Source organism: Pseudomonas sp. 3B-A001-10F, from assembly GCF_056313565.1.
Window position 1 is genome coordinate 100,218 of sequence record NZ_JBQYFW010000019.1, and the last position, 13,129, is coordinate 113,346.

At 59.4% G+C, this 13,129-nt stretch carries 9 protein-coding genes; 6 read left to right on the plus strand and 3 right to left on the minus strand.

The genetic code is table 11. The annotated features are described in order from the left end of the window. The first annotated feature begins 353 nt into the window (after positions 1-353). The 5 genes from morA to AC0ZWN_RS18320 all read left to right on the plus strand — a co-directional run bounded on the left by morA (position 354) and on the right by AC0ZWN_RS18320 (position 8,865). Positions 354-4,202, plus strand: a complete 3,849-nt coding sequence (morA, locus tag AC0ZWN_RS18300; RefSeq protein ID WP_093434777.1) for a cyclic di-GMP receptor MorA — start codon at positions 354-356, stop codon at positions 4,200-4,202. 240 nt (positions 4,203-4,442) lie between these two features. Further along, the gene (glyA, locus tag AC0ZWN_RS18305) at positions 4,443-5,696 is read left to right on the plus strand and encodes a serine hydroxymethyltransferase (RefSeq protein WP_095125462.1); all 1,254 of its coding nucleotides are present in this window, start codon (positions 4,443-4,445) and stop codon (positions 5,694-5,696) included. Between the two features lie 334 nt (positions 5,697-6,030). Continuing rightward, positions 6,031-7,344 carry a C4-dicarboxylate transporter DctA gene (locus tag AC0ZWN_RS18310; protein WP_007909782.1) on the plus strand — a complete coding sequence of 438 codons (1,314 nt, stop codon included), beginning with the start codon at positions 6,031-6,033 and terminating at the stop codon, positions 7,342-7,344. 86 nt (positions 7,345-7,430) lie between these two features. Continuing rightward, positions 7,431-8,135 (plus strand): FadR/GntR family transcriptional regulator, encoded by a 705-nt coding sequence (locus tag AC0ZWN_RS18315; protein WP_034153832.1) that lies wholly within the window; start codon positions 7,431-7,433, stop codon positions 8,133-8,135. Positions 8,136-8,154: 19 nt separating this feature from the next. Further along, positions 8,155-8,865, plus strand: coding sequence for a GntR family transcriptional regulator (locus AC0ZWN_RS18320; RefSeq protein WP_476335995.1), 711 nt, complete (start codon positions 8,155-8,157; stop codon positions 8,863-8,865). Between the two features lie 116 nt (positions 8,866-8,981). Here the strand turns inward: AC0ZWN_RS18320 and yjiA are convergent, their stop codons facing one another. From yjiA to AC0ZWN_RS18335, 3 genes are all read right to left on the minus strand, one after another. Continuing rightward, on the minus strand, positions 8,982-9,953 hold the full coding sequence (gene yjiA / locus AC0ZWN_RS18325; protein WP_476335996.1) for a GTPase: 972 nt from the start codon (positions 9,951-9,953) through the stop codon (positions 8,982-8,984). A 159-nt stretch (positions 9,954-10,112) separates the two neighbouring features. After that, complete coding sequence (locus AC0ZWN_RS18330; RefSeq protein ID WP_003228401.1) at positions 10,113-10,310, minus strand: YbdD/YjiX family protein; 198 nt, start codon at positions 10,308-10,310, stop codon at positions 10,113-10,115. A 15-nt stretch (positions 10,311-10,325) separates the two neighbouring features. After that, entirely contained in the window at positions 10,326-12,392 is a 2,067-nt protein-coding gene (locus AC0ZWN_RS18335; RefSeq protein ID WP_095121699.1) for a carbon starvation CstA family protein, read from the minus strand. A 159-nt stretch (positions 12,393-12,551) separates the two neighbouring features. Here AC0ZWN_RS18335 and AC0ZWN_RS18340 point away from each other — a divergent pair, with 159 nt between their 5' ends. Then, positions 12,552-12,920: a PilZ domain-containing protein gene (locus AC0ZWN_RS18340; RefSeq protein ID WP_186623974.1), complete on the plus strand. Its 369-nt coding sequence runs from the start codon at positions 12,552-12,554 to the stop codon at positions 12,918-12,920. The last annotated feature ends 209 nt before the right edge of the window (positions 12,921-13,129 follow it).

Below are 13,129 nucleotides of genomic sequence, written 5' to 3' on the forward strand. Positions count from 1 at the left end.
CACTTGATGGTTATCAATGCGTGCGCGCTGAAAAAGTCTGAGTCTAGGAGCTGGACCAGACGCTGTTAAAACGTAACGAGCGAAGGAAAGACAAGGCGAAAACAGGCGAGGACGCGGAGTTTACGGGTTGTAAATGAGCAGTCCGAGCCTGTTTTCAACGCAGTATTTCCGAGCGCAGTAGTTTTAACAGTGTCTGGGCTCCCGCGTAACCGGCAAAGCTACCTGAATGATGAAAGGCAGTCCAGCCGCGCAGGGCTGGCACTTCGCCACGACTCAAGGCATGCTAGCCGCCCTTTGGGCGTCCGGCTTATAGTGCACGTCGCGCCAGTCCAGCCAAATCGCAGGATCACAGCTTGTCCAACGTCACTCCGCCAGCTTCTGTGAGCAGCACCCCACCGGCGCCCGGCTCGTCCCTGCGCGGTACATTAAAGGGTGCGCTGGCGACGCTCGTGCTTTTATTGCTGGCGTTGCTGTTCTGGCAACTGCTCGATCAACTGCGCGAAACCCAGAAAAACCAGCGTCAGTACACCATCGATTACACCGCCGACCTCGCCGCGCAGGTCAGCCTGAACATGGCGCTGAACGCGCAAATCGCTCTCAATCTGCTACCGATCGTCGAACAACCGCAATCAGCCGACGAACAGCAGGTGCTATTGCGCAAGCTCCAGCAATCCTTGCCTGACCTGCGCAGCCTGGCCCTGCTCACCCCTTCCGGCAAAATCATCAGCGACAGTGACGACAACAGCCACGACGCCAGCTACCTCACCGAGCTGGTACGCCGCAGCCGTGCACAGGCGCATTACTTCAGCAACGCCGACGACGGTTCTGTGGTGCATCTGTTATTGCATCAGGCCAGCGGCAGCACGCGCGGTTATTGGGCATTGCGCCTGACGCCGACGTTCTTCGACTCGCTGACCAAACAGGGCGAAACCGGCATCCGCCCGTTGTGGCTGGTGGAAAACCGCCTCAATCATCAGATCATCAGCCGTGACGAAGCGCAGCCCTCGGCCAAGGCCGGCGTCTTGAGTCCGGACGACATGGCCAACACGGTGTTGACCGTGCCGCTGAGCAGCAGCGACTGGCAGTTGCGTGGTCTGTTTGACCGCCAGCGCGTGCTCGAAGAACTGCTGCCGGCGTTCATCGGCAAATGCCTGCTGGGCCTGGCGTTCTCGATGTTGCCGGTGATTGCCCTGCTCAACATGCGCCGGCGCCAGCGCCAGTTGCATGAGGGTCGCCGGCGTTATCAGGACATCTTCGAAGGCACTGGCGTGGCCCTCTGTGTGCTGGACCTGTCCGGCCTGAAGCAGGTCTTCGACAAGGCGCAGATCCAGACCAGCGACCAGCTCAAGGCCTGGCTCGACCAACCGGCGCAACGCCAGCAACTGTTGCAGGAATTGCGCGTCACCGAGGTCAATCAGGTTGCGCTGCAATTGCTCAACGTCAATTCCTGCGAGCACGCCTGGCAACTGTTGATCGACGGCCATCCGCACCGCCAGTGCGCCATCGGCAATCAAGTGCTCGACGCCGTGTTGCAGCAACAAAAGCAGCTGGAACTGGAAATCAAACTGCCGGACATCAACGGCCGCGACCAGCACCTGTGGATGGTGTTGCGTCTGCCGACCGAGCAGCACGACTACAAAGCGGTGATCCTCAGCATCAACGACATCACCAGCCGCAAGCTGATCGAACTGTCGCTGCTCGAACGTGAAGGCTTCTGGTCAGACGTGGTGCGCACCGTGCCGGATCATCTGTATGTGCAGGACGTGATCAGCCAGCGGATGATTTTCAGCAACCACCACCTCGGTCAGACCCTCGGCTACAACCGCACTGAATTGCACCAGATGGGTGAGTATTTCTGGGAGATCCTCCTGCACCCGGAAGATGCCGACTACTACCATCGCTCGCGGCAGATGCAGCGCCACGCCGGTTACAGTCAGTTGCTCCAGTGCCAGTTGCGTTTCCGCCATCGCGACGGCAAATGGCGGCGTTTCGATATTCGCGAACAGGCACTGGCACGGGACAAACACGATCAGGTCACGCGGATCATCGGCGTGGCCAAGGACATCACCGAACAGATCGAAGCCAGCGAATCCCTGCGCGACAGCGAGCAGCGCTACCGCATGCTTGCCGAAAGCATCAGCGACGTGATTTTCTCCACCGACAGCAAGCTCTCGCTGAACTACGTCAGCCCGTCGGTGCAGGCGGTGCTGGGTTATGACGCCGAGTGGATTTTCCAGAACGGCTGGCAATCGACCATCGCCAACCCGCAACAACTGAGCGGCATCTACACGCTGATGGATCGCGTCAGCAAGGCGCTGGACAAACCCGAGCAACTGGCGGTGTTGCGCAACCAGGTACAGACGCAATTGTTCCTGTTCGACTGCCTGCGCGCCGATGGCCGCAAGATCCCGATCGAGCTGCGTCTGGTGCTGGTGTGGGATGAACATGGTGCGTTTGAAGGCGTGCTCGGTGTCGGTCGCGACATCAGTCAGCAGCGCCGCGCCGAGAAAGACCTGCGCATGGCCGCCACGGTTTTCGAACACTCGACCTCGGCGATCCTGATCACCGACCCGGCCGGTTACATCGTGCAAGCCAACGAAGCCTTTAGTCGCGTCAGCGGTTACGCGGTGAGCGAAGTGCTCGACCAATTGCCGAACATGCTCACCGTTGATGAGCAACAGGACGCGCACCTGCGCTACGTGCTCAAACAATTGCATCAACACAGCACATGGGAAGGTGAAGTCTGGCTCAAGCGCCGTAATGGCGAGCATTACCCGGCGTGGGTCGGCATCACCGCGGTGCTCGACGACGAAGGCGATCTGGCCAGTTACGTGTGCTTCTTCAGCGATATCAGCGAACGCAAGGCCAGCGAGCAGCGGATTCACCGCCTCGCCTACTACGACGCCCTGACCCACTTGCCGAACCGCACGCTGTTCCAGGATCGTCTGCACACCGCGCTGCAATCGGCCGAACGGCAGAAATCGTGGGTGGTGCTGATGTTCCTCGACCTCGACCGTTTCAAACCGATCAACGACTCCCTCGGTCACGCCGCTGGCGACCGCATGTTGAAAGACATGGCCACGCGCCTGCTGGCCTGCGTCGACGATGACGACACCGTGGCGCGCATGGGCGGCGACGAATTTACTTTGCTGCTGCAACATCGCTCCAGCCGCGAACTGGCGCTGAACCGGGCGATTCATGTGGCCGAGCAGATCCTTGGCAGCCTGGTGCGGCCATTCGTGCTCGAAGGTCGCGAGTTCTTTGTCACGGCCAGTATCGGCATTGCCCTGAGTCCGCAGGACGGCAACGAACTCAGCCAGTTGATGAAGAACGCCGACACCGCGATGTACCACGCCAAGGAGCGCGGCAAGAACAACTTCCAGTTCTATCAGGCCGACATGAACGCCAGTGCGCTGGAGCGTCTGGAGCTGGAAAGCGACTTGCGCCACGCGCTGGAGCAGAACGAATTCGTCCTGTATTACCAACCGCAATTCAGCGGTGACGGCAAACGCCTGACCGGCGCCGAAGCGCTGTTGCGCTGGCGCCATCCGCGCCGTGGCCTGGTGCCGCCGGGGGATTTCATTCCGGTGCTGGAAGAGCTGGGTCTGGTGGTTGACGTCGGCGACTGGGTGATCAGCGAGGCGTGCCGTCAGCTGAAGACCTGGCACCAGAATCGTGTGCGTGTGCCGAAGGTGTCGGTGAACATCTCGGCGCGGCAATTTTCCGATGGCCAACTCGGCACGCGGATCGCCACAATCCTGCGTGAAACCGGCCTGCCACCGGCGTGTCTGGAGCTGGAGCTGACCGAAAGTATCCTGATGCGCGAAGTCAGCGAAGCGATGCAGATTCTCGCCGGGCTGAAAAACCTTGGCCTGAGCATTGCGGTCGACGACTTCGGCACCGGTTACTCATCGCTGAACTACCTCAAGCAATTCCCGATCGACGTGTTGAAGATTGACCGCACCTTTGTCGATGGTTTGCCGTCCGGTGAGCAGGACGCGCAGATCGCCCGGGCGATCATCGCCATGGCGCATAGCCTGAATCTGGCGGTGATCGCCGAGGGCGTGGAAACCCATGAACAGCTGGACTTCTTGCGTGAGCATGGCTGCGATGAGGTTCAGGGCTATCTGTTCGGGCGGCCGATGCCGGCGGGGCGGTTTGAGGCGCAGTTCAGTAATGATGCACTGTTCATGTTCGACTGAAGTCCTGCGGCGCGGCATTCGCGAGCAGGCTCGCTCCCACAAGGGATTGATGTCGGTCAGGAAATCGCAAGAGCACCCCGGTTACTTTGGGAGCGAGCCTGCTCGCGAAGAGGCCTTCAAAAGCACCGCACATCTGTCATGAACGCCACTTGTCTGCGACATGATGTCGTTTCATATGCCATCCAAAACCCATTGGGTTAGAATGCCCCCCTTTTCTGCCCCCGATCCTTGAGGACCGCCATGTTCAGCCGTGATTTGACTATTGCCAAGTACGACGCCGACCTTTTTGCCGCCATGGAGCAAGAAGCTCAGCGCCAGGAAGAACACATTGAGCTGATCGCTTCGGAAAACTACACCAGCCCAGCGGTGATGGAAGCTCAAGGCTCGGTCCTGACCAACAAGTACGCTGAAGGCTACCCAGGCAAGCGTTACTACGGTGGTTGCGAGTACGTTGACGTTGTTGAGCAACTGGCCATCGACCGCGCCAAGGAACTGTTCGGCGCCGATTACGCCAACGTTCAGCCGCACGCCGGTTCGCAAGCCAACGCCGCTGTTTACCTGGCCCTGCTGCAAGGTGGCGACACCATTCTGGGCATGAGCCTGGCCCACGGTGGTCACCTGACCCACGGCGCCAGCGTTTCCTCCTCCGGCAAGCTGTACAACGCCGTACAGTACGGCATCGACGCCAACGGCCTGATCGACTACGACGAAGTCGAGCGTCTGGCGGTTGAGCACAAGCCGAAAATGATCGTGGCCGGTTTCTCTGCCTACTCGCAGATTCTCGACTTCCCACGCTTCCGCGCCATCGCGGACAAAGTCGGTGCTTACCTGTTCGTCGACATGGCTCACGTAGCCGGTCTGGTTGCCGCTGGCGTCTACCCGAACCCGGTGCCTTTCGCTGACGTCGTGACCACCACCACGCACAAGACCCTGCGCGGTCCACGTGGCGGCCTGATCCTGGCTCGCGCCAACGCCGAGATCGAGAAGAAGCTGAACTCCGCGGTATTCCCGGGCGCCCAGGGTGGCCCGCTGGAGCACGTGATCGCCGCTAAAGCGATCTGCTTCAAGGAAGCGCTGCAGCCTGAGTTCAAGGCCTACCAGGAACAAGTGGTGCTGAACGCCCAGGCCATGGCCGAAGTGTTCATCGAGCGCGGTTTCGACGTAGTTTCGGGCGGTACCAAGAACCACCTGTTCCTGCTGTCGCTGATCAAGCAGGACATCTCCGGTAAAGACGCCGACGCCGCTCTGGGCAAAGCGTTCATCACCGTGAACAAGAACTCCGTGCCAAACGATCCACGATCGCCGTTCGTTACTTCCGGCCTGCGCTTCGGTACTCCGGCTGTGACCACTCGCGGTTTCAAGCAAACCGAGTGCAAAGAGCTGGCCGGCTGGATCTGCGACATCCTGGCTGACCTGAACAACGAAGCGGTGATCGACGCCGTTCGTGAGAAAGTCAAAGCCATCTGCAAGAAACTGCCGGTATACGGCGCTTAATTGCGACGTTAAACCCGCAACATGAAAAACCGGCCAAGCGATTGGCCGGTTTTTTTTCGCCCCTGATTTCCCGTGCAGGAGCTGCCGAAGGCTGCGATCCTTTGATCTGGATCTTAAAAACAAGATTAAAAGATCGCAGCCTTCGGCAGCTCCTACGCGGCTATGGCCACTGGTCAGACCGGTCATGCCAATTTTGATATTTTCACTTGTCATCGCGAAAAAACCGAGCGTAGACTGCACCCGCACTGGACATACCGGTAAGACCACAATAATTAAGTCCTGAATCTGATGCGCCACGCGCACGGCAGCCAGGACACCGACCAGGATTCCTCCCATGCTCAGATGGTGCTCGCGCTCAATCTTCCTCCAAGTGGTTCTCGGACTGATGCTCGGCATCGTCTGCGGGCTGACCCTTCCTGAATACTCGGCCCAGCTCAAACCGCTCGGCGACGGCTTCATCAAACTGATCAAGATGCTCATCGGCCTGATCGTGTTCTGCGTGGTAGTCAGCGGCATCAGCGGTGCCGGCGATCTGAAGAAGGTCGGGCGCATCGGCCTCAAGTCAGTGATCTACTTTGAAGTGCTGACCACCATCGCTTTGGTGATCGGCCTGGTCTTCGCCTTCAGCACCGGCATCGGCAGCGGCGCGAATATCCATCTTGAGCAACTGTCTGCGGCCGACATGGGCGATCTCGCCGAACGCAGCCAGCACATGCACACCACCACGCAGTTCCTGATGGACCTGATCCCAACCTCGGTGATCGGCGCCTTCGCCGACAACAACATCCTGCAAGTTCTGCTGTTTTCGGTGCTGTTCGGCAGCGCGTTGAATCTGGTCGGTGAAGCGGCCTCCGGGATTTCCCGACTGATCAACGAACTCAGCCATGTGATCTTCCGGATCATGGGCATGATCGTGCGTCTGGCACCGATCGGCGTGTTCGGCGCCATCGCCTTTACTACCAGCAAATATGGCCTTGATTCCCTGCAACACCTGGGCAGTCTGGTCGGTTTGTTCTACCTGACCTGCATCGCATTCGTCAGCGTGATTCTCGGTCTGGTGATGCGTGCTTCCGGCCTGCGCATGTGGCCGCTGCTGAAGTATCTGCGTGAAGAACTGCTGATCGTCATGGGCACGGCATCGTCCGACGCCGTGCTGCCACAGATCATGCGCAAACTCGAACACCTCGGCATTGGCAGCTCGACCGTGGGTCTGGTGATTCCGACCGGCTACTCGTTCAACCTCGATGGTTTCTCGATCTACCTGACTTTGGCCATCGTATTCATTGCCAACGCCACCGGCACACCATTGGCGATGACTGACTTGCTGACGATTCTACTGGTGTCGCTGATCACCTCGAAAGGAGCCCACGGGATTCCCGGTTCGGCACTGGTGATTCTCGCAGCGACGCTGACCGCGATCCCGGCTATTCCGGTGGTCGGTCTGGTGTTGGTGTTGGCGGTGGACTGGTTCATGGGCATCGGCCGCGCGTTGACCAACCTGATCGGCAATTGTGTCGCCACGGTGGCGATCGCCCGTTGGGAAAAAGACATTGATGTACAGCGAGCCAACAAAGTACTGAGCGGCCAGCAGGGCTACACCTTTCAGCCGCGTAAAACAGCGACTCCGGCGCACCAGCAGGAGTTCTGATTTAACCCCTGTAGGAGCTGCCGCAGGCTGCGATCTTTTGATCTTGAGTTTGCGGCTATCTCCCCCAGGCAAATGGAGCAAGACCCTTGATAACCACATCAACCGTCGTCAACTCAGTCGTAGAAAAACTCCGCGCCGCATTGGCCCGTGGCCAGTGGCGCTCCGGCGACATGCTGCCGGGTCAGCGCGAACTGGCCGAACAACTGGGCATCAGCCGCCCGAGCCTGCGCGAAGCGGTGATCGTTCTGGAAACCCTTGGCCTCGTACGCTCGATGCCAGGCAAAGGCGTAGTCGTACTCGACGCGCAACTCAGCGACAGCCAAAGCCATGACAGTGCAGTCGCCGGTGCCAGCCTCGAAGACGTGCTGCAACTGCGCTACACCCTTGAGCCGTTCATTGTCGGTCTGGTCGCACAATCGATCAGCAGCAAGGAAGTCGGCCAGTTGCGCCTGACCCTGATGGACATGCGCGAAGCCCTCGAGGCCGGCGACAGCGAGGCCGGGGTCAGCGCCTACATCGCCTTTCACGAAGAGCTGTTCACCCTGACCTCGAATCCGATCTTCCAGAGTGTGGTGCAGCAAACCAGCAACGCCCTCAAGCAAAGCGCCGAGGTGCTGCGTAATTCTCCGGAACATCTGGCCGAGCGACTGGAAGAAAACGAAGCGGTGGTCCGCGCGATCCGCAGCAAGAATAGCGCCCAGGCCAGCGCCGAAATGCGTCGGCACATTTTGCGCGAAGGCCAGCGGATGGGGATTGAGCTGAATATTCCCGAAGACAACTTGAGTCGCTGACCCCAACTGGAGACAGGCCATGAACAGTTTCGCTGCAGCGTCGCACACTCGCCAGACCACGTCGCCCCTGCCCTTCTCGTGCCTGCGCACACCGGCGGAGGATCTGTATCCGCGACTGTTCGATGCGATTCTGGAACAGCGCATCGATTCGGCCAGCCGTTTTACCGAGGACAGTTTGAAAGAGATGTTCGGCGCCAGTCGCGCCGACGTGCGCCGGGTGCTGACCCAACTGTCCCATGAGCACGTCATAGTCTTGCGCGCCAATCACCGGCCGCGGGTGGCGGCACCTGATCGGGAACAAACGCGGCAGGCCCTGCATGCGCGGCGGCTGACCGAGAGCACGCTGGTGCGTCTGGCCTGTCAGCGTCCGCAGGCAGACGATTTGAAGCACCTTCGCACGCTGATCGAGCGCGAACGTCAAGCGGTCGAGCAGGATCGGCGGGGTGCGGCGATTCGCTTGTCCGGGGAGTTTCATCTGCAATTGGCGCAAATGGCGGGGAATGCACCACTGGCGCATTTTCTTGGCAGTCTGGTGCCGCTGACGTCACTGGCGATTGCGCGAAGTGAGGAGCAGACGCATAGCTGTTGCGCTTGGAAGGAGCATTTGGCGTTGGTGGAAGCAGTGGAGCGAGGCGATGCTTCCAAGGCCGGGATGCTGATGAATCGGCATTTGGATCTTCTTGAACAGGCACTGCTCGGTTCAGACCTTGAGCATTGTGCTGTCGGTTAGATCGCCTTCGCGAGCAGGCTCGCTCCCACAGTTGACCGCATTTCTTTGGACAGAATACGGTCTCCTGTGGGAGCGAGCTTGCTCGCGAAGAGGCCATCACTGACAACCAAGATCCATCAGGCAGAAGCCACTCTGGCAAACCCCGCCCGAATCTTCTCTTCCGGCAAATCATCGGCAATAAACACAATCACACTTTCCCGCGCCTCACCCTCGGCCCATTCGGTATCCCAGTCAAAACCATAAAGCTTCAACACCCCCTGAAACACCAGGCGCCGATCCTCACCCGCGATGTTCAGCACACCTTTGTAACGCAGCAATTGCTTGCCGTGTTCTTCGAGCAATTCATTCATGAACTCGCTGAGCTGATCGATATCCAGCGGCTGATCGGTGCGCAATACCAGACTGGAAATGCGATCAATCGACGGCGCCTTGCTCACCGGGCGCAGGCTCAATCCGCCGCCGAGATCGGCGTTGAGGTTGAAGCCGCGCACATCAAGAAGTTCTGCCAGATCAATGGTGCCGTGCTCGACCACACGAATCGGCGCCCGGCGGTTGATCCGTGTCAGGCGCTCGCTCAGTGCGTTGAACGTAGCCTCATCGACCAGATCGGTTTTGCTCACCAGCAAGCGGTCGGCAAAGCCGATCTGCGCCTGGGCGATGGTCTGGCTCAGGTGTACGTCGGAGTGGGCGGCATCGACCAGGGTGATGATGCCGTCGAGCAGGTAGCGCTCGCGCAATTCCTCATCGATGAAAAAGGTCTGCGCCACGGGTGCCGGATCGGCCAGGCCGGTGCACTCGATGACCAGACGATCGAACGCGATCTCACCGCTGTCCAGCCGTTCAAGCAGCAGGTACAGCGCTTTGGTCAGGTCTGTGTGAATGGTGCAGCACACGCAGCCGTTGGCCAGGGTCATGACTTGCACCGGCTCATCACCGAGCAACTGAGTGTCGATGCCAGCGTCGCTGAATTCGTTTTCGATCACGGCGATTTTCAGGCCGTGCTCGGCTTTGAGGATATGGCGCAGCAAAGTGGTCTTGCCAGCGCCGAGGAAACCGCTGAGTACCGTGACCGGGATGGGAGAGGACAAAACTCGATCTCCTTCAAATGAATGAACAACACAAAAACAAATGTGGGAGCGAGCCTGCTCGCGAAAGCGGTGTGTCAGTCAAATCATTCATCAACTGACAATCCGTATTCGCGAGCAGGCTCGCTCCCACAGGGATTACCTCAACTTTGCGCTGTCAGCTCAACAGCACTTCGGCCCACCCTTGCCACCGTAACGCGCCTCCTGACGTTCGCGAAAGAACATCTCGTAGCTCATCACCGGCTTGTCCGGGTGCTTGGTTTGCATATGCTCGACGTAGGTGTCGTAGTCGGGCATGCCGACCATCAGGCGCGCGGCCTGACCGAGGTATTTACCGAGGCGACTCAGGTCATTGAACATGGTGCAATCCTCTGGTTACGCATCCGGCAGGGCCTGGAATGGCGATTCTTTATCCGTACGCTCTTTCTTGCCCCAGGCGGCGATGCCGACCTTGAGCGCATAGAACAGGATGCTGAAGACCACGAACAGGAACAGCGCGGTGAGCGTTGCGTTGGTGTAAGCGTTGAAGATCACGTGCTGCATCTGCTCGACGCTTTTTGCCGGTGCCAGCACCTGACCGTTGGCCAGCGCATCGCTGTATTTCTTGGCCAGCGACAGGAAGCCGATCGCCGGGTTGGCGTCGAACAGCTTGATGAAACCGGCGGTCGTGGTGCAGATCAGCAGCCAGGTAGCCGGCAGCAGAGTGACCCAGATGTAGCGCTGGCGCTTCATCTTGATCAGCACCACGGTGCCGAGCATCAGCGCGATACCGGCCAGCATCTGGTTGGAGATACCGAACAATGGCCACAAGGTATTGATGCCGCCCAGTGGATCGATCACGCCTTGGTAGAGCAACCAGCCCCACATCGCCACACAACCGGCGGTGGCGATCAGGTTGGCGGTCCACGATTCGGTGCGCTTCAGCGCCGGAACGAAGGAACCGAGTAGATCCTGCAGCATGAAACGCCCGGCACGGGTGCCGGCGTCCACAGCCGTCAGGATGAACAGCGCTTCAAACAGGATCGCGAAGTGGTACCAGAACGCCATGGTGTTTTCACCCGGCAGGACACTGTGCAGGATCTGCGCGATACCGACCGCCAGGGTCGGCGCACCACCGGCACGGGCCAGGATGGTGGTTTCACCAATGTCATGCGCCACGGCTTGCAGCGCTTCCGGCGTGATCGCGAAGCCCCAGCTGGAAACCACTTGCGCAACCGATGCGACATCACTGCCGACTACAGCAGCAGGGCTGTTCATGGCGAAGTACACGCCAGGCTCGATCACCGACGCGGCAACCATGGCCATGATTGCCACGAACGATTCCATCAACATGCCGCCGTAGCCGATGTAGCGAGCGTTGGTTTCGTTATCCAGCAGCTTCGGCGTGGTGCCCGAAGAAATCAGTGCGTGGAAACCCGATACCGCGCCGCAGGCGATGGTGATGAACAGGAACGGGAACAGACCGCCCTTCCACACCGGGCCAGTGCCGTCGACGAACTGGGTCAGCGCCGGCATTTTCAGCTCGGGCATGGTGATCAGAATACCGATCGCCAGGGCGACGATGGTGCCGATTTTCAGGAACGTCGACAGGTAGTCGCGCGGTGCCAGAATCAGCCAAACCGGCAGCGATGCAGCGACGAAACCGTAACCGACCAGCATCCAGGTAATCTGCACGCCGGTGAAGGTGAAGGCCTTGGCCCACACCGGATCAGCGGCGATCTGACCACCGAGCCAGATCGACCCGAGCAACAGCAACACGCCGACCACGGAGATTTCGCCGATGCGGCCCGGGCGGATGTAGCGCATGTAAATGCCCATGAACATCGCGATCGGGATGGTCGCCATTACGGTGAAGATGCCCCACGGGCTCTCGGCCAATGCTTTAACCACGATCAGCGCCAGCACCGCGAGGATGATGATCATGATCAGGAAGCAGCCGAACAGGGCGATGGTGCCGGGCACGCGGCCCATTTCTTCACGCACCATGTCGCCCAGAGAACGGCCGTTGCGCCGGGTCGACATGAACAACACCATGAAGTCCTGCACCGCGCCCGCCAGCACCACGCCGGCAATCAGCCAAAGCGTGCCGGGCAAGTAGCCCATCTGCGCGGCCAGCACCGGGCCGACCAAAGGTCCGGCGCCCGCGATCGCGGCGAAGTGGTGACCGAAAAGAATGTGTTTGTTGGTCGGCACATAGTCCAGACCATCATTGTTGAGCACGGCGGGGGTGGCCCGACGCGGGTCCAGTTGCATCACATTGTTGGCGATGAACAGACTGTAGTAACGGTACGCAACCAGATAAATGGCCACAGCGGCGACCACAATCCACAAGGCGTTGATTGCCTCGCCGCGGCGCAATGCCACTACGCCAAGGGCGCACGCTCCTACGATTGCCAGCACTAGCCAGGGTAAGTGGCGTAGCAGGCTATTATTATTTTTCATTTTATTATTCCAGCCAGGGTGGACAAGAAAGACAGCCACCCCGAGTTTAGCGCTTACGGCGCCAAAGGCCATACCCCGACGTTGGTCTAGACGCCTTAACGATTGGCTGCGACCGACTGGTCGGGTCTATAGTCAGCAAACCTTCGTGAGGATTGCGCCATGAGCCAGCACCCAGCTGAGCGTCGCCGCTTCAAACGTATCGCGTTCGATGCCAAGACTGAATTGAGTCAGGGCGAGTACATCTGGCCGGTCAAATTGATTGATCTGTCGCTCAAGGGTCTGTTGATCGATAAACCCGAGCCGTGGCTAGGTGATCGGGAGCGGCATTTTCTGGTCGATATTCATCTCAACGATGAGGTCGGCATCAAGATGGAGGTGCAACTGACCCACGACGACCATGGCCAGCTCGGCTTCGTCTGCAAGCACATCAGCCTGGAGTCCATCGAACGCCTGCGGCGCTTGATTGAGTTCAACCTGGGTGACCCGCAGGAGCTGGAACGCGAACTGGGTGCCTTGATCGAAATCTAGCCATCACTACAAATCCCCTGTGGGAGCGAGCCTGCTCGCGAAGACGGTGTGTCATTGAGCAATGATGCCGACTGACACGGCCCCTTCGCGAGCAGGCTCGCTTGTATGTTTAGACTTGAAGGGGTGGGCGGGACTACAGACTCGATTCTGACTCTGACCAGTACAGACCGTGGGAGACTTCTCGTCCCGCCCCTTCTACCCAAAGCGCC

Excerpts from the sequence above, each read along its gene's own strand:
- AC0ZWN_RS18330 (WP_003228401.1), bottom strand. The coding sequence starts at position 10,310 with ATGTTCAATGACCTGAGTCGCCTCGGTAAATACCTCGGTCAGGCCGCG.
- AC0ZWN_RS18335 (WP_095121699.1), bottom strand. The coding sequence starts at position 12,392 with ATGAAAAATAATAATAGCCTGCTACGCCACTTACCCTGGCTAGTGCTG.
- AC0ZWN_RS18320 (WP_476335995.1), top strand. The coding sequence starts at position 8,155 with ATGAACAGTTTCGCTGCAGCGTCGCACACTCGCCAGACCACGTCGCCC.
- AC0ZWN_RS18340 (WP_186623974.1), top strand. The coding sequence starts at position 12,552 with ATGAGCCAGCACCCAGCTGAGCGTCGCCGCTTCAAACGTATCGCGTTC.
- glyA (WP_095125462.1), top strand. The coding sequence starts at position 4,443 with ATGTTCAGCCGTGATTTGACTATTGCCAAGTACGACGCCGACCTTTTT.
- AC0ZWN_RS18310 (WP_007909782.1), top strand. The coding sequence starts at position 6,031 with ATGCTCAGATGGTGCTCGCGCTCAATCTTCCTCCAAGTGGTTCTCGGA.